Consider the following 17,404-nt stretch of genomic DNA (forward strand, 5'->3'; position numbering starts at 1 on the left):
CCGCACACCACCGTGGTGCTTGACGACTGGTTATCCCACAGCCAGACCAGACGAAGACACAGATGTCAGTGGCCGCTAGCATAATGTCACTATGTCCACCATGCACCCAGACGCGCTCCTTGAGGCACTCGACCCCCAGCAACGCGCTGTCGCCTTACAGGTGACAGGCCCGCTGGCAGTGCGTGCAGGTGCCGGTACCGGAAAAACGCGGGCAATCACATACCGCATTGCCTACGGCGCGGCAGTGGGGGCGTATGACCCACACAATGTGCTCGCGGTGACCTTCACAGCCAGGGCCGCTGCGGAAATGCGTGCTCGACTGGCTAAATTGGGTGTGCCGCAGGCACAAGCACGCACATTCCACGCCGCTGCCCTGCGGCAATTGCGTTACTTTTGGCCAACGGTGATTGGCGGTGAACTGCCCACCCTGATTGAACACAAAGCATCGCTTGTTGCCGCGGCGACACATCGTGTGGGGATTCGCGCCGACAAAGACATGGTCCGTGATCTTGCTGCCGAAATCGAATGGGCGAAGGTGTCGATGGTCGACGCTGAAAATTACCAGGGACGCCTTGAAATTGAGGGACGTTCTGCACCAGCAGGTTTATCCGCCGATGACGTGGCCCGCCTTTTTGATGCTTACGAGGACGCGAAGGAAGAGCGCGGTGGTATTGACTTTGAAGACGTCTTACTCATCATGTCAGGCATGATGCAGGAACGTGACGATATTGCCACAAGGGTCCGTGCCCAGTACCGCAGCTTCGTGGTCGATGAGTATCAAGATGTTTCGCGCCTCCAACAGCATTTGCTTAATCTGTGGCTGGGGCAGCGACGCGATATATGCGTCGTGGGTGATGCTGCACAAACTATTTATTCATTTGCAGGCGCCAGTGAACGTTACCTCCTTGAATTTGCACAGCGTCATAAGGGTGCCAATATTGTGGAACTCAGCCGCGACTACCGCTCCACTCCCCAAATAGTTGATGTGGCCAACCGGCTAATGGACCCTGCCACCCCCGGTGGTCCTGCTAGCAACGAAGGCCGCGTTCACCTGGTTTCGCAATGTGTGGATGGCCCACAGGTCACCTACCGAGCGTACGACAATGACCGGGCCGAAGCTGACGCCATCGCACAAACAGTGATGAAGTATGTTGCCAACGGCGTGCCCCTGCATGACATTGCGATTTTGTACCGTACGAACAGCCAGTCTGAACTGTTTGAACAGGCTCTCTCAGACGCGCAGATCCCATTTCTTATCCGAGGCGGCGCACGTTTCTTTGAACGCGAAGAAATTCGTCGAGCGTTACTTGCCTTACGGCGGGCGCATACCGATACTGCACACGGTGCGAACGTCGATGAGGTAAGCATGGTTGAGCAGGTGAAAGAGGCGTTGACGCTGGCAGGGTGGAGCAGTGAACCGCCTGCGCAGCGTGGTGCTGTGCGGGAACGGTGGGATAACCTCCAGGCCCTGCTGGATCTGGCACAGGAAAACCCCGACCGCAGCTTGACTGATTTCCTTACCGAATTGGAAGAACGTGTGCATGCCCAAGCGGCCCCAGCGGTTGCAGGGGTTACTCTGACCACCATACATGCGGCGAAGGGCCTTGAATGGGACGCTGTTTTCCTCGCTGGACTCAGTGAAGGTCTGCTTCCTATTTCCTACGCCACGACTGAAAGTGCCCGCGATGAAGAGCGGCGGCTACTGTACGTGGGTATTACGCGGGCGAAACGGTATCTTGAATTGTCATGGGCCAGTAGTCGCAACGCGGATTCGGGTCGGGCAAGTCGCAAACGTTCCCGTTTTCTTGACGGTTTGTGGCCGCAGGAAGGCCAGGGGCGGAGGCAACATGCCAGGGCCACGCCACGACCGGCCCCTGGTAAAGAAGCAGCGAAGCAATTCGACGAGGAACAAAGTCCAGCGGTGCGGGATCTTTTTACTCGTCTACGCGCATGGCGTTTGGAGGAAGCGCGAGCAACACATAAGCCACCCTTTGCCGTATTCACCGACCATACGCTGCGCAGTATTGCAGTGGCACAGCCTCGGACAATGACGCAGTTGCGTATTATTCGAGGCGTAGGTGACGTCAAATTAGAACGATACGGGCAGGCGGTGCTTGCCATTGTGCGCGGTGAAACGGTGGTCGTTGAAGACGCAAGTGCCTAAGGGGTATGCGCGTCATCTGCCTTCAGTGGATGCTGCGCTGTTGGTGCGTCGTTACGTTGTGAAGGGTACGCCGGTTGTGGCTCGTAATGGGCATGCGGGCCACCTACATATCAACAAAGGGGCTGGTTGAGGCCGTGCAGGTACACCTGGGGTGAATATCCAAGCCTTGGCAGTGCGGAATACCGAAGTTATCGACAAGGATGGGCAGCGGCGGGGGAGTGGGTGCGCTTACTCGTGGTGGCTGGGCATACGTGACAAATAATTGTGCCAATATCGTCGCCACACCTGTTGAGCGGAGGTGAGGTACGCGAGGCAGCGGATGGTTGCGTATCTGTGCGCAATTGATCGCCCAGTACGGGTCGCGGTGTGAGGTTCGCAATTCCCAGCAGTGGATACATGGTCCTTTCGATGCGGAAGTGAGTGGTCCAATTAAAGTGCTTTCCTCGTTGTGTACCACCGCCACATGCGACACCCCCGTTTGCTCCACACGGGCGTAGCGCGCCGGGTCGACACTGCGTTCACAGGTGCATACCGCAAAATCCCAGTGACTGAGGCGCAGACACTGAGCTGACGTAGTGGCCTCAATATGGTGGCGTGCAGCCATTTCACGCGTGAGAGCAAAGGCATGTGGTCCCCACGCGCGTGATTCTTCATGGTCAATATGTCGTTCGTCGCGAAAATCCACGGAAATATTGACGCTGTCAGAGGCAATCCGTAGTGCTTCAAGGAGCACCAGATCGACACCAACAGCCAGCAATTTCAGACGGGGAGGACCCAATGGCGTAGCACTAAGGCCATGTGCAGCAAGAATCCAATGGAGCGCCGCGGCAGTAACCGTCGAGGTCGCACCTGGTTGCGCAGAGACAGCGTAGCGCTGTTCGCGCTGGGCTTGACGCATAAGCCAGGCTATTTCGTCCGCGCGTAAGCGTGGCAGGAACAGTTGATGCAAAGGATCACCGCCAATGACAAGGTCCGACGGGCCACGGCGAATAACGGCGGTGCCATATCGAAGACAGTTTTGTGACTCAGATTCCACAAGAACCCCTTTCAATGACGAATTGACATAAGTATGCATAAACTAATAAGAAATAAAAAGATGAAATGTTGACCTGTGGACAACAAATGGGGGAGCAGGCACGGGAATAATTCACAGTGTGTCGACATGCCGCGTCACATCCACGTCAGACGAAGTCCACGCGCCACCATTGATGACATGTCACAAAGCTCAGGTCCGCAACGACCACACGCGCCTCGGCGGCCTGCACGCACGCCGGGCATAGGACCTGACGCGAGCGAGAACGACACCATCCGCGCTGGCCGTAAAGATCGCGCGGGGGGCCGCGATTCGGGGCGCCCAAGACGCGAACAAGCCACAAAATACACCACACGCAGCCAGCGCTCCAGCGGCACCACACACTCCGCGGCCACGACACCAACTGCGCACAGTCACGCTGGCGCTAATCGCACAGATACTCGGATCACCTCAGAATCTGCTGACGCACCACGGCGGGACACTGCTCGTCGCACGCGAAAACTCAGCGACCAGGCACCCCACCCTAGACTGCACACCCCCAGCACGTCGTCGCCTCGTAAAGGACAAGCGAAAGCCGCACAGATTGACTTTTCTCGGCGTTTTGAAATCGGCGGCGTTGAAATTTCGATGCGGTGGCTGGTGAGCCTACTCCTCATTGGTGTCATGGCCATAATGATCCTGCCTGCACTATTCCAGTGGTACCAGCAACAGCGCGAATACCAGGCAATCGTCGCCGAAGTCCAAGCAGCGCAGCAACGCAACGCGGATATGCAATACCAGCTTCAACTGTGGAATGACCCACAGTACATTGCCTCCCAAGCCCGCAGCCGCCTCGGCTATGTCAAACCAGGCGAAACACAATACGTCGTCGCTGATCCTGGTGAGGAATACCAAGACGTCGCACAAATTGCGGCCGCCGAACATGAAGGACCAAAAAAACCGTGGATTCAGCTTGTCGCACTGTCACTGCTTGAAGCAGACCAAGCTGACCCGCGCGCCCACCTGATGTCAGGCACCTCCACCGACGAAACCGTGGAACCTGCAACGACAAACCAGTGATTGCCCGCGCCGGGCAAAGCAATGAGAAGATAGACCCTGTGACTGCAACATTCTGGGACCTTGCCACACACGACGACCTTGCCACCTTGCGTGAGCAACTCGACCGCATCCCCCGAGGTGTTATTGGTATTGGCGCGCGTTGTATATGTTCGCGTCCGCTCGTCGTCGTGACCGCGCCACGCCTCGAAGATGGCACCCCCTTTCCAACGACTTTCTACCTGACTAATCCGGGCGCCGTGAAGGCCTGCTCGACCCTCGAAGCCGAGAAAGTCATGGAAGAACTCAACGCGTGGCTCGCTGACGATGAAGAAGCCGCCGGTGCACACGCCCGCGCGCACCAGTCGTATATTGAATTACGTCGCACCCTTGGCGAGGTCCCCGAAATTGACGGCATTTCCGCAGGAGGAATGCCCACGCGCGTCAAATGTCTTCATGCTCTCGTGGGCCACGCACTGGTCGCTGGCCGCGGCGTGAACGTTGTGGGGGACAAAGCTCTGGACATGATGGAAGAGCGTGGCCTGTGGTCGCCTCGTCGATGCACTTGCTGACAGACAAGGATATTTCCGATGCGTGTTGCCGCCATTGATTGCGGAACGAACTCTATTCGCCTCCTCATTGCCGAGTCCTCTCCGGGGTGTACTCAGCTGATAGACCTGAGCCGCCAGATGCGTATCGTGCGCCTAGGGCAAGGTGTTGACAAAACGGGTGTGTTAGCGCCCGAAGCTATTGAACGTTCACTGGCCGCGGTGCGCGAATACCGGGCCCTGATTGACCAAGCAGGGGTTGACGCTATCCGTTTTGTGGCGACTTCAGCCATGCGTGATGCTGCCAATCGAGACCTATTTGTCACCCCGGTGCGTGACATACTCGGGGTGGATGTTGAGGTAGTGCCAGGTGCTGAAGAAGCCGCGCTGTCGTTTGCTGGCGCTATTAGTGCCCTCGACACCCAAGCAAAACGGCCAGTGTTGGTTGTCGATATTGGTGGGGGATCCACTGAATTAGTGCTTGGATGTGGCACGGTTGATGAAGCAATTTCCATTGATATGGGTTCAGTCAGAGTCACCGAAAAATTCTTCGCTGATTGTGCGCACGATGCAGGGATTCCTGCTGAACGTGCTGCGATGGCCACGCAGTGGATTGACGATCAACTAGACCAGGCTGAAACGAGTGTGGACCTGACCAAAGTCGCCACCCTGGTGGGCGTTGCAGGAACCGTGACCACAGTGACAGCGCGTGCACTTGGCTTGGAACAGTATGAACCGACGCGCATCCATGGTGCAGTCCTTCATCGCACGCAGATTGACTTAGCTGTCGCCGACATGGTGAATCTTCCGGTGCCAGTGAAGGCGTCTTGGGGTTTTATGCCGCCAGGCCGTGCCGATGTCATTGCTGGCGGCGCACTGATTTGGCGTCAGGTAGTGGACCGTGTCGCTCGGCGCGCTGGCGAAGCAGGGCGTTCAATTGAGACGGTAGTCACTTCAGAGCACGATATTTTGGACGGTATCGCGTTGTCGCTGCTGAAATGACCCGCTTCAGGCTATACTCAATGAGCCGCTAGCCCCCATAGCCCAATTGGCAGAGGCAATCGACTTAAAATCGATGTGTTGTGGGTTCGAGTCCCACTGGGGGTACCGCCGGGTTTGGTTAATGGTGAGTGACCACTGTTGTGCCGAGTTCGACCCAGTCATGGATCCAGTGCGCGTCCTCAACGGGGATATTGACACACCCATGTGAGGATTCATCGGTGCCGATGCCGAATTCTTTGACCCATGGCGCACCGTGAAGCGCGTAGCTTCGATACCAGTACGCCACCCACGGCACATCCCGCTCGCAGTATTCCCACTCAGGCGTACAGCCCATGTCTTGTTTGGTGTACTTCAGGTACACCTTGTAAGTGCCTGTAATGGTTTCGTTGCCCACGCCACCGTGGTTAATAAGTATGGGGCCATACACTTGTCGGTAGCCAACATAAGCGGTAAGGGTCGAATCGGTGAGGTTAACATCCACCCATTTTTCGCCCGCCGAAGCCCGATGTGCGAAGCGATCAACGCCTGCCGATACGACACGATTATCCATACCAGCAGGAATCTCGTTCGCGGTCACCTCGCCGGTGTAGGCGGTACCTGAAGACAATGCATCAAGGACTCCGGCCACGACCGCGTCACGGTTGGTCACTTCCAAACCCACCTTTGGTGGCCGAGCAGGTTCCAACTGATTACCTGCCGCATCAACATTCATAATGCCGTTAATCGGCTGTCGATTGACGTTGTCCACAACCCCATCAATCCAGGCCGTTACTTTCTCATCATTGACTGCGGCTCCAAAAACCCCGTCAGTTTCTTTGAACTCCAACCACGCAGCTTTTTCAGCCGCAGGCGCCGGGTAGGTATTGGGCCCGTGTGTGAGCGTGACCTCTTGGGCAAGAAAAACATTAGCGTCAGTGGCAGCCGTAGCGGCCTCCTGCGTTGACACCTGAGGCTCAAGCACTTCGATATTCAGCGGCACCGTTTGCGCTGTCAACGTCACTGCGGCAGCAGTGACCGCATCTTTCAATTGTTGCGGATTCACACCTTCGCCAACGCTTGACTCAGACGAAGTGAAGGTGGCACTTTCTGCTGTGAAAGTCACTTGCGCATCAACGGGCAGCGTGCCGCTTTGTTCTGTGAGCCTGGTCGCCAATTGAGTGACACCAGCATCGTCAAGATGGACCACCGGGGCGACGTCGGTAGAGCTAAAAAGAGACTGTAAACGCGGAAAGACCCCATGTGATGCTGCTAGTGCGGCATCAGCCGTAGCCTCAGCATCAACAACAACACCTGCCTCCGCCAACGACACGGTGGTGTCGCTGCCCGCAACCGCCAGGGCTAATGTGGCTTCCTGCGATTGCTGAGACACCAACTCAATAATTTCTTCACGTGACATGCCACCAACAGGATTGCCAGCCACGGTGACACCAGCGGCAGCATAGCCAGGTATTTTTGCCGTGAAATCAAAAATGAGGAAGGCAAGGGCTGACGCAACAAGCACAGTGAAAACTAGCGGGACAATCCGAAGCGATCGACGAGGCGCAGCGTGTCGTGCAACGGTGCGCGTGCGACGCGCTGATGGACCTCCTCGGCGCGACTCGGCTGCCAAGGCGCCCGTCATAACCCGAGATTGGCGCGGCGTCTGTCCCTCAGAATCTTGCGCATTCATCGAACCGTGTGTATTGGGATGCATGCTCATAGAGGCTCCGATGTCTTCACTTGCACCATTTCTCCAGCCATACCGGCAGTGTCACGTGCCAACGTGACACTGCCATCATAATTGTCCAAAGCGTGAAAAAACGGTCCTGCCGTCATTCACCCTGAAAAACCCCTGGTTTTTCCGAGAGATTGCTCCTTAAAGTGGCGTCCACGCCTTGAACATGATTCAGTTATTCCAACAGCGTCCGTGAATGGAGAAAGACTCATGGCCAACCCTGTATTCGACAAACTCGGCAAAGAGTGGACAACCACCACGCCAGCTGGCTACCCCACAATGCCCGGCTACAGCGTGGGGGACACCACCGCCTCGTCAACCTACACCACGACGGGCACCGGTGCCGCCCAGCCCACCTACGGGCAAACCGCGTGGGATCAGCAAACAATGGAACATGCCTACGCGGCCCCCGCTGCAGATGCCGTTGATCGCGGGCGTATGACGTGGGACGACGTGCTCGTGCGCACTGGAACATCCTTCGGCCTGCTCCTGGCAGCTGCTGTTGTGGCATGGTGGGTGACCGCCGTCAATGCTGGCGCAGGTGTGATGCTGTCTGCCATTGGTTTCCTTGGTGGCTTCGTGCTAGCGCTGATCAACAGCTTCTCGAAGACAATTCGACCAGCCCTGATCCTGGCTTACGCTGCCTTTGAAGGCGTTGCACTTGGCGCATTCTCAGCCCTGATGGAATCCATGTACCCCGGCATTGTCGTCCAAGCAGTCTTGGCCACCGCCGCGGTCTTTGGAGTGACACTGCTGCTGTTCACCTCAGGTAAGGTCCGTAATTCGCCGAAACTTGCTCGTTTCGTCATGATTGGTCTTATCGGCATCATCGTGTACCGACTCCTTAACTGGGTCCTGGTTCTTACCGGTGTCCTGTCTGGCGGTGGCTTCAACGATGCCACCATCTTCGGTATTCCTCTTGGTGTTGCTGTGGGCTTCCTCGCCGTGCTCATTGGTGCGGCGTGCCTTATTCAAGACTTCGATCAGGCAAAGGTTGGTGTTGAGCGGGGTGTGCCCGCCCAGTTCGCTTGGGTATGCGCCTTCGGTCTAATGGTGACCGTGGTGTGGATGTACCTTGAAATCTTGCAGCTGCTGGCACGCTTGCGTGACTGACGAGGCACCACGACGCTAGAGCACCGCCCTGGGTTGCGTACCGGCTCAGACTGCCGCACCGCCCAGGGTGCACTCGCTCAGGCTGCCGCACGACAAAGTGCAACACTCATCTCTCGACAACCCACCAACCAAAGGAAGACCCTTGGAAAATATCACCGTCACAGGCGAATTCGCCCGCAAACCCGTCCTAGAATTCGCCAGCCCTGAAGCTGACCCTGAACTCCTCGTTGAGGTACTGATCGAAGGAAATGGAGACGTCGTCGAAGCCGGCGACACCATCCACTGCCACTACCTTGGGCAGGTGTGGAATGGCGAAATGTTCGACAACTCCTACGATCGCGGACAGGCACTGTCATTCCAAATCGGTGTTGGCATGGTAATCCGCGGATGGGACGAAGGACTTCTTGGCCACAAGGTTGGCTCACGTGTCCTTCTCTCTATCCCCTCTGACTATGGCTACGGTGACTACGGTGTGCCACAGGCAGGCATTAAGGGTGGCGACACGTTGGTCTTTGTTACCGACATCATGGGTATCGCCTGAGTTTAGGTGATTCGCGTATGTGCCCGGCGCCACCAGTGCAATGCGCCGGGCATTTGCGTATCCAAAGAAGTGGCAAGACCGCGCTACGCTTAGTACACGCATAGCAGAAAGGGACGCGATGGCCTCGCGAAACACACGTTACCGGAATGGACTCACCTCATTCCTCAACAGGATGGCTAATGTGACCGCCAGCAAAACGGCCACCGAACCACCCCAAACCGAGTCCACCGTTGACTTCCCGGTGACGGATTCGCTGCGCAAAGAATCAGCCCAGTCTTCGGTCCCATGGAGCGTACGTGTGGCGGCAGCACTGTCGTGGCGCCTCCTCATCATCGCAGCCGCAGCAGTCGGTGCCGTCTGGCTACTCATCAAGATCCAAGTCATCATTTTGCCCATCGCGATTGCGCTGCTCCTGGCGGTACTGATCACTCCCTTCGTGACGTGGATGCACCGCCGACTGCGTCTCCCACGCGCCCTTGCAGCAGCTTTTGGTTTACTGATCCCGTTGGCTTTAGTGATTGGCGCCTTGTCTGGCGCTAGCACCCAAATCATTTCTGATGTTCCCAGACTGGTGCAACAGGCGACGAAAGGTCTTGATGCCGCTTCGGCTTGGGTAAAGACGTTGCCGCTCAATATTGATACGACGATCCTTGACCACCTGCAGGAAAATATTCAGTCGCAGGTGACCACATGGGTAACACAGAACTCGTCGCTTCTGGCCTCTGGAGCCGTTAACGTCACCAGTTCAGTGGTCTCAGTGCTTTCAGGTCTGCTGATCGTCCTTTTTGTCCTGTTCTTTTTCCTTAAGGACGGGCGGCAGATTTGGCTGTGGGTTGTTCGTCTGCTTCCTGAACCTGCGCGCATCCCCGTCCACGAGTCCGCCATCCGCGGATGGGTGACCCTGAGCGGCTATGTACGTTCCCAGATTCAAGTGGCTGCCATCGACGCGCTAGGTATAGGCCTTGGAGCATATTTCCTTGGCTTACCAATGGTTGTGCCCATCATGGTGGTCGTCTTCTTTGGCTCCTTTATCCCCATCCTTGGTGCACTGCTATCAGGTTCAATCGCTGTGCTACTCGCGTTAGTTGACCAAGGCCCAATGGCTGGCCTCATTATGCTTGGCATTATTTTGCTGGTGCAGCAAATTGAAGGGAACCTCCTTCAACCACTCATCATGTCTAATGCCGTGTCCCTACACCCCATGGCGGTACTGCTTGTCGTGGCGGCCTGTGGCACTGTTGCTGGTATTCCTGGCGCCATCTTCGGTGTGCCAGTGGCGGCCTTCCTCAATGCGACGCTGCTATACCTGCACGGCTACGACCCGATTCCCGCCCTTGCGACGAATCCTGACCGTCCAGGCGGGCCTCCTGGAACGCTTCATCAAATGATCGTCGACTCCTACCGCAAAGAAGGCGCTGCCCCCGTCATGCCAATTGACGAGGCCGCGTCCTCCTCAGGTGCAGATGGTGACCCTAAGGTGGAGGTAACAGCCTCAGTGTCACAAGGCAGTGGCGAAGAGGTAACAGAGAGGCAAGCAGATGTGGAAACAACGAAGCCGCATAAGGATGGCTCGGATCCTGCGTGAGGTGCGATAGGTGAGGCCGGGTGAGCGTGTGCTCACCCGGCCTCACCTTAACGCTAGGTCGTGTTGGGCTTGACACGCGGCCATCGAGATTTCGGCGCTAGGTCATGTGACTGTCTTCAGCGTTCGACCGCGCCGAAGCCAATGTCTGATGGCGCAGCGTTTGACGTACGACTGCGCTGTGCAGTCGATGGCTGTGCGCCTTGCGAATCGATGACACCGGACAGTGCATCAAAGGCCGCATCACAAATATCAGACACCAAAAGGCTTCGCGTTGAGGATCTCCACCTCAATGACCTTGCCATTGGGGGCCTCGTAGCTCACTTTGTCACCAGTTTTTGCGCCCATCACTGCAGCACCGAGCGGTGCCTGAGTGGAAAACACTTGGACGCCAAGGTCACCACCCGCATCACGCGAGCCAAGGAGGAACTCTACTTCGCGTCCTGCGACCAAAGCTGTCACGACCATGCCTGGTTCGACGATACCGTCATCGGCAGGTGTCTCACCGACCTCAGCATTTTCTAACATGCCTTGAAGGGCTTTAATACGCGTTTCGTTAAGCGATTGCTCATTGCGTGCAGCGTGGTAGCCGCCGTTTTCACGTAGGTCACCTTCTTGGCGTGCGGCATCAATGAGTTTGGCAATATGCGGACGGCGCACTTCAATGCGTTCGGTGAGCTCAGCCTGGAGCGCATCGTACTGTGCTTGTGTCAGCCACTGGGTGTCTGCCATGGGAACCTCCCGAGAAAAGGTGAACCGGCACCGCCTAGGTGCCGGCTACTGAACGCCATGAGTCTACCAAGGTCGCACGATAATAGCTAAAGCAGTGCCGATGACCTACAGTTGGGCAGTTCAGCGCAAAGGTGAGTGTTTCCAGGAACGTCAATTCGCCCGGGCAAGTTACCCTAAAACAGCCAAGTACACCGCCACGCAATGGCAGGCCCACGCCAATACGGTGCACAGGTGGAAAAGTTCGTGGAAGCCGAACCATTTGGGGGAGAGCTGAGGCCATTTGAACGCATAAAACAGGGCGCCAACGGTATACAGCAAGCCGCCCGCCACAATGAGCCAAATAATGGCTGGACCACCAGCAGCCCACAGTTGGGGGAGGTAGGCGATGGCCACCCACCCCAGTGCCACATACACCAATGTCGCCAACCATCGTGGAGCCGACGGCCAGAAAAGGTTAAGCAAAATACCTGCCAGAGCACCGAGCCAGACAATCAACAGAATTGTCGTGGCGTCACGCTGACTGAGCAAGGCAACGCACAGCGGCGTGTAAGTGCCGGCGATGAGAAGGAAAATATTGGAATGGTCCATGCGGCGCCAGAATGTTTCCCATTTTGGTGCCCAATAGAAGCGGTGATAGGTGGCGGAAACGCCGAAAAGTACCAGGGATGCTGCTAAATACACGGCGCTTCCCCATTTGGTGCCGGGTGTTGGCGCCAGCACTAGGAGCACGATGGAGGCTGCCAAAGAGAGGGGAGCGGTAACAAGGTGGATCCAGCCTCGTAAATGGGGTTTAATTGCCACGATTTGATCGGGTAACCATTTGGTGGGTTTCAACGACGCGATCCGCATAAAGTCATCCTCCCAACGCAGTTAATCCAACGGTTCTGCTTTTACGAGAGTACTACTGCTGCACGGCCCTGTCTCTTATTGCTCCGGCAACGGACGTCTGCAGGGATGGCTGAGCAGGCCGTTCATCCAGTGCAATGGTACCTTACCGTTGCCCAGCGTCGAGTTCACGCAGGTCTTTGCGCGACGCGGAGGCGGCATAGGCGGTAATCTGAGGGCACGGCTCTATTATTCTGAGGTATCCCGAGCTAGGCGAAAATGCAGGAGTGGGCATGGCGCAGTGGAATTTGCTGTACGACCTTTACGAGGCTCGTGTTCGTTCACGCTTAACTAAAGAGCTCATTCCCCGCCACGTGGGCGTCATCCTTGATGGCAATCGCCGGTGGGCGAAATCAATTGGCACCACCACCTCTCATGGACATCGTGCAGGCGCTGGGCGTATCGCGCAGTTCCTCGGATGGGCACATGAACTTGGCGTGGAAATCGTGACCTTGTGGATGCTGTCGACCGACAACCTGGGACGCGAATCAAAAGAGCTTAACGAACTGATCGGCATCATTCGCACAGCCGTCGAAGGACTTGCTCAGGACGGCCGCTGGAAACTGCATATTGTGGGCGATATTTCGCTGCTGCCGGATTCATTGGCGCAGACCTTGACAGATGCTGCCCAGCAAACAGCTGGTGTGGAAGGGATGATTGTCAATATTGCCGTCGGCTACGGCGGTAGGCATGAAATTACCGAGGCGGTGCGTGCCCTTATCCGGCAGGCTGAGGCAGAAGGTACTTCCTTGGGTGAGCTTGCTGAACGTTTGACTGATGCTGATATTGCGGCGCACCTGTACACCAAAGACCAGCCGGACCCTGACCTGGTCATCCGTACCTCTGGTGAGCAGCGCCTCTCTGGTTTTATGCTCTGGCAGTCGGTACATTCTGAGTTCTACTTCTGTGAAGCGTACTGGCCGGATTTCCGGCGAGTGGATTTCCTACGTGCGATGCGTTCCTATGCGCAGCGGGAACGCCGCCTCGGTAAATGAGTGGGGTGTGGCTTTTGTAGGCGTGCGGCTTCGGTACGTGGCCGCGTCAACCGCAGCGTCCGCTCGGTTGGTATCCAATGAGGACGTACACCCGGGGGTATCCAACGAGGCCTTATGCCCCCCGTAAGTCGACGAGGCCGCACACCCACCGGCAGCTAACTGGGCGGTGGGTCTTCAGTCTTAGGCGTTGAGTTCGTGGCGCCACGGCGGATTGGCGCCCGCACGCGAGACAGTCACATCTGACACTGCGCTGGCATGGGCCAAAATGGCGTCAACCTGCTCGGCTGTCACGTTACGCAACGCTGGTCGCGCAGCAGAACCGACAAGACCAAGGCCCCACATTGCGTCAATAATGCCGCCCATGAAGGAATCGCCTGCACCAACCGTGTCAACAACTTTGACGTCAGCTGGGGTTGATGTGCAGTACAGGCCCGACGCGGTATAGGCAACGCCGCCTTTCTTTCCGCGCGTGACAATAATGACCTGCGGCCCCATATTTAGCCACTGCTGGACGGTCTTTTCCAGATCGGAACATCCGGTGAGCCATTCGATGTCTTCATCGGAAACTTTGACAACGTCAGCGACGGCCACGAATCGGCTGACTTGTGCCATGGCTTGCTCTGGTGTGCCCATGAGGGTAGGACGCGCATTGGGATCGTAGGTAATTAAGGCGTGTCGGCGTGCACGGATCAGGGCATCAAGAACGGTGGTGGCACCCGGTTCAGTGGTGGCCGAAATAGACCCAGCATGAACCAGCACTTCGTTGCCGGTCAGCTCCATTGGATGCGGGGGATTCCACACGAAGTCAAAGGTGTAGGTTGCTGCGCCTCGTTCATTGAGGGCTGCCAGAGCGGTACTGGTGTGGTCGGCCCCGTGGGAATCCTCGGTAATGTGGACCTTTGAGGCAGAAAAATGTTCGACGATTTTCTGGCCGCGGCTATCTTTGCCAATCCATGTCCGAAGCGCCACTGGTCGATCGAGCCGACCAAGTGTCATTGCCACATTCGCTGGAGAACCACCTGGGTATTCATTCGTTGGTTCAGTTTCGCCATATGGCTGTACGCAATCCATGAGGGTTTCGCCGATGGCTAGGACGTGGGGTTCGTTGGCAAATTCCATGGCGTTTCTTTCATAACCAGAGGTTTAGGCGACAAACACTAGTTTAGTGTGAGATTAACCCTGTTCGTCTAGTTCTGGACGCACAATCTGCTGAAGTCGTTCTTGGGCGCCCTCGAGGACTGCGCGGCACCTGGCCGCGAGGGCTTCACCTCGTTCCCACAGCTCAAGGGTTGCCTCAAGGGGAGCCTGCCCACTTTCGAGCTGGCGGACAATGGCAACTAGTTCGTCGCGCGCTTCTTCGTAGGTCATCTGCTGGGGGTCAGGTGCATTTGTCATTGCTGGTTCTCCTAGGGGTTTGACGAGGCGGTGCAGGCTTTGGCGATGAGGTATCTAAGGTTTTTCGGGCAGGGGTGTTGTCGTTGCTCCCACCACTTGTGCCACGAGGCGCCCGTGCGCGAGCACGCCTTCAATGAGATCGCCTTTTTTGATGTCGTCGGCGCTGCGAATGAGTTGCCCTGAAGGGGTTTTCAGGAGCGAGTATCCGCGTTGTAAGGTTGCCTGTGGTGACAAGGCGATTAGGCTCGCGTGTGCCTGAATAACAGCTGTCATTTCACTGGTGAGTACGCGTTCAATCTGGTGGCGAAGCGAACGAAGATGAGTCTCAATGATGGCGGTATGGCCGTCAATAACTGCTCCTGGTTGGTGCAGGATAGGGCGGGATGTCAGCAGTTCTAAGGCGTGTCTTTCCGCGTCGATGCGGCGGGCCAGTGCTGTACGCATCGCGGCTGTGGCTCGGGCAAGACCATCATATTCGAGCTGTTGGTCGGGGACGATGCGGCGTGCAGCATCTGTTGGCGTTGACGCGCGGTAGTCAGCAACGAGGTCAAGGAGCGGTGCGTCGCCCTCGTGCCCAATAGCAGAAACAAGGGGTGTACGTGCCGCTGCTGCTTCGCGTACCAGTATCTCGTCAGAAAAAGGAAGAAGGTCTTCTACGGAGCCTCCGCCGCGGGCAATGACGATTACGTCAACATTTTCGATGGCGTCAAGTTCACGCAGGGCTGTCGTTACTTCACGCACGCAATACTCGCCCTGAACGGCGACCTCACGTATTTCGAAGCCGATCCTGGGCCAACGGGCTGAAGCGTTGACAATGACATCGTCTTTCGCTTTCGCGTTGCGTCCACAAATCAATCCCACCGTGCGGGGGAGGAACGGTAGGGGTTTTTTACGTTCTGCAGCAAAAAGGCCTTCGGCGTCGAGGCGGCGACGAAGCTGTTCGATATGAGCTAAAAGGTCGCCGATACCTTGGAGGTGAATCTCTTCGGCGCGCAGATTCAGGGTGCCGCGTCGCTCCCAGAACACAGGTTTGACGCGGGTGACAATGCGAGCACCTTCCTCAAAACCGGGGCCAGCCTGGTCGAGAATCCCAGCAAAAGCACTCACAGTCATTGAGGTATCTGTTTCGATGTCACGCAGGACGAAGAAACCCATTTTTGTGCCCGGTCGCGGTTTGTATTCGACGACCTGGCCCTCCACCCACAGAGTAGACATGCGATCAACGTAGATTTTGATGTTCTCTGTCAGGCGTCGTAGCGGCCAAGGATTGTCGCGTGTGGTGTCTGCCGCCTTAGCAGCTGAGGGCGCGCTGCTGGTGCCGTGTCCCGAGGCGTCGCCTCGGAATACGCCTATGCCATTGGGTTGGGCTGTGCCCGCTCCCGCACCATTGTGGTGTGCCGCAGGATCAGGTATCACAGGGGACGAGGGCGCTGCCTGCATTTGGCCCGCAGACAAAGGGCGATAAGCGAAGGTGGGCGACTGCTCGCCAAATGACGGTCCTGGCACCGTTTAAGGATAACGGGTGGACGCCTCGGCAAGTGTGATCTGTACCAGCCAAGGCGATGCGGTGCGAATAAGCCCGTTACGCTTGTCGCTATGACTGCCCTTTCGCAAGAAGCCGCACCGACTCAGGTTTTTGCCAACGGCCAAGGCCGCGTACTGCTGGCTGCGCCTCGTGGATACTGCGCTGGTGTTGACCGTGCAGTGGACGTCGTTGAAAAGGCGCTCGACCTTTACGGTGCCCCCATTTACGTACGTAAAGAAATCGTTCACAACAAGTACGTTGTGGAAACCCTGTCTAAACGTGGCGCCATATTCGTCAACGAAACCGATGAAGTACCTGAAGGTGCGCGCGTAGTCTTTTCGGCACACGGCGTATCGCCGCAGGTACGGGATGCGGCAGAGGCGCGTGGCCTCGCCACCATTGACGCCACATGCCCTCTTGTGACCAAGGTGCACCGCGAAGCTGTGCGTTTCGCGAAAGAAGACTATGACATCGTGCTTGTTGGACATGAAGGGCACGAAGAAGTGGAAGGCACTTACGGGGAAGCTCCAGAACATATTCAAGTTGTTGGCACACCTGACGAGGTGTCGCAGGTGAGGGTCCGTGACCCTCAACGCGTCGTGTGGCTGTCCCAAACCACCTTGTCTGTCGACGAAACCATTCAGACAGTTGACCGCCTCCGCCAGCGTTTCCCGCTGCTCAATAACCCACCGTCAGACGACATTTGCTATGCGACACAAAACCGCCAGGTGGCCGTGAAAACTATTGCGCCACATGTGGATGTCATGGTTGTGGTGGGTTCAGCGAACTCTTCTAACTCGGTGCGGCTGGTCGAAGTTGGTCTTGAAGCGGGCGCTGGCGCTGCCTACCGGGTCGATAAGGCTGAGGAACTGGAGTCGGCATGGTTCGCCCACGCCTCGACTGTGGGCCTCACCTCGGGGGCTTCGGTACCGGAAATCCTCGTGCGTGACGTCCTTGATTGGCTGGCTCAGCGTGGTTTTCCCAATGTGGAGGAAGTGCGTACCGAAACAGAAACAACGACCTTCGCATTGCCTCGTAACCTCAGGACGGACCTGAGTGCCCACGGGATGGACGATGCGCGCCCTCATGCGCGGCGAAAGGCAGGGCCCGACCACACGCACTAGTGACGTGTGTCTATCC

16 protein-coding genes and 1 tRNA gene are annotated in these 17,404 nt (G+C 57.0%); 10 read left to right on the forward strand and 7 right to left on the reverse strand.

From position 1 onward, the window contains the following. Positions 1-91: 91 nt before the first annotated feature. A complete protein-coding gene (locus G438_RS0105160; RefSeq protein ID WP_026460422.1) occupies positions 92-2,164 on the forward strand; it encodes an ATP-dependent helicase in 2,073 nt (690 codons plus the stop codon). Positions 2,165-2,267: 103 nt separating this feature from the next. Here the strand turns inward: G438_RS0105160 and G438_RS0105165 are convergent, their stop codons facing one another. Then, on the reverse strand, positions 2,268-3,200 hold the full coding sequence (locus G438_RS0105165) for a hypothetical protein (protein ID WP_026460423.1): 933 nt from the start codon (positions 3,198-3,200) through the stop codon (positions 2,268-2,270). Between the two features lie 177 nt (positions 3,201-3,377). Here G438_RS0105165 and G438_RS11945 point away from each other — a divergent pair, with 177 nt between their 5' ends. The 4 genes from G438_RS11945 (at position 3,378) to G438_RS0105185 (ending at position 5,887) form a co-directional block, all read left to right on the forward strand. Beyond that, positions 3,378-4,256, forward strand: a complete 879-nt coding sequence (locus G438_RS11945; protein WP_165569232.1) for an FtsB family cell division protein — start codon at positions 3,378-3,380, stop codon at positions 4,254-4,256. Between the two features lie 38 nt (positions 4,257-4,294). Beyond that, positions 4,295-4,804: a DUF501 domain-containing protein gene (locus G438_RS0105175; RefSeq protein WP_034285330.1), complete on the forward strand. Its 510-nt coding sequence runs from the start codon at positions 4,295-4,297 to the stop codon at positions 4,802-4,804. An 18-nt stretch (positions 4,805-4,822) separates the two neighbouring features. After that, positions 4,823-5,782, forward strand: coding sequence for a Ppx/GppA phosphatase family protein (locus G438_RS0105180; RefSeq protein WP_034285271.1), 960 nt, complete (start codon positions 4,823-4,825; stop codon positions 5,780-5,782). 31 nt (positions 5,783-5,813) lie between these two features. After that, positions 5,814-5,887: transfer RNA gene (locus G438_RS0105185), tRNA-Leu, on the forward strand. A 13-nt stretch (positions 5,888-5,900) separates the two neighbouring features. Here the strand turns inward: G438_RS0105185 and G438_RS0105190 are convergent. Next, positions 5,901-7,481 carry a L,D-transpeptidase family protein gene (locus G438_RS0105190; RefSeq protein WP_051259325.1) on the reverse strand — a complete coding sequence of 527 codons (1,581 nt, stop codon included), beginning with the start codon at positions 7,479-7,481 and terminating at the stop codon, positions 5,901-5,903. 225 nt (positions 7,482-7,706) lie between these two features. On the opposite strand from G438_RS0105190, the gene G438_RS0105195 reads away from it, so the two are divergent. The 3 genes from G438_RS0105195 to G438_RS10935 all read left to right on the forward strand — a co-directional run bounded on the left by G438_RS0105195 (position 7,707) and on the right by G438_RS10935 (position 10,735). After that, on the forward strand, positions 7,707-8,609 hold the full coding sequence (locus G438_RS0105195; RefSeq protein WP_026460427.1) for a Bax inhibitor-1/YccA family protein: 903 nt from the start codon (positions 7,707-7,709) through the stop codon (positions 8,607-8,609). Between the two features lie 142 nt (positions 8,610-8,751). Further along, the gene (locus G438_RS0105200; protein WP_051259326.1) at positions 8,752-9,150 is read left to right on the forward strand and encodes an FKBP-type peptidyl-prolyl cis-trans isomerase; all 399 of its coding nucleotides are present in this window, start codon (positions 8,752-8,754) and stop codon (positions 9,148-9,150) included. A 172-nt stretch (positions 9,151-9,322) separates the two neighbouring features. Next, a complete protein-coding gene (locus G438_RS10935) occupies positions 9,323-10,735 on the forward strand; it encodes an AI-2E family transporter (protein WP_131245797.1) in 1,413 nt (470 codons plus the stop codon). A 249-nt stretch (positions 10,736-10,984) separates the two neighbouring features. On the opposite strand, the gene greA is transcribed toward G438_RS10935, so the two are convergent. Both greA and trhA read right to left on the reverse strand, forming a co-directional pair. Further along, entirely contained in the window at positions 10,985-11,464 is a 480-nt protein-coding gene (gene greA, locus G438_RS0105215; protein WP_026460429.1) for a transcription elongation factor GreA, read from the reverse strand. A 168-nt stretch (positions 11,465-11,632) separates the two neighbouring features. Next, positions 11,633-12,313, reverse strand: a complete 681-nt coding sequence (gene trhA / locus G438_RS0105220) for a PAQR family membrane homeostasis protein TrhA (RefSeq protein WP_026460430.1) — start codon at positions 12,311-12,313, stop codon at positions 11,633-11,635. A gap of 269 nt (positions 12,314-12,582) precedes the next feature. On the opposite strand from trhA, the gene G438_RS0105225 reads away from it, so the two are divergent. Beyond that, the gene (locus G438_RS0105225) at positions 12,583-13,344 is read left to right on the forward strand and encodes an isoprenyl transferase (protein ID WP_026460431.1); all 762 of its coding nucleotides are present in this window, start codon (positions 12,583-12,585) and stop codon (positions 13,342-13,344) included. 180 nt (positions 13,345-13,524) lie between these two features. Here the strand turns inward: G438_RS0105225 and G438_RS0105230 are convergent, their stop codons facing one another. The 3 genes from G438_RS0105230 to xseA are packed head-to-tail and all read right to left on the reverse strand — an operon-like array spanning position 13,525 to position 15,969. Further along, entirely contained in the window at positions 13,525-14,463 is a 939-nt protein-coding gene (locus tag G438_RS0105230; protein WP_026460432.1) for a carbohydrate kinase family protein, read from the reverse strand. Between the two features lie 54 nt (positions 14,464-14,517). Next, a complete protein-coding gene (locus G438_RS0105235; protein WP_026460433.1) occupies positions 14,518-14,739 on the reverse strand; it encodes an exodeoxyribonuclease VII small subunit in 222 nt (73 codons plus the stop codon). A 54-nt stretch (positions 14,740-14,793) separates the two neighbouring features. Next, complete coding sequence (xseA, locus tag G438_RS10940; RefSeq protein WP_034285337.1) at positions 14,794-15,969, reverse strand: exodeoxyribonuclease VII large subunit; 1,176 nt, start codon at positions 15,967-15,969, stop codon at positions 14,794-14,796. Positions 15,970-16,335: 366 nt separating this feature from the next. Here xseA and G438_RS0105245 point away from each other — a divergent pair, with 366 nt between their 5' ends. After that, entirely contained in the window at positions 16,336-17,388 is a 1,053-nt protein-coding gene (locus G438_RS0105245; RefSeq protein ID WP_026460434.1) for a 4-hydroxy-3-methylbut-2-enyl diphosphate reductase, read from the forward strand. Positions 17,389-17,404 lie beyond the last annotated feature (16 nt).

This window comes from Schaalia suimastitidis DSM 15538 (genome assembly GCF_000429105.1).
Lineage (GTDB): Bacteria > Actinomycetota > Actinomycetes > Actinomycetales > Actinomycetaceae > Pauljensenia > Pauljensenia suimastitidis.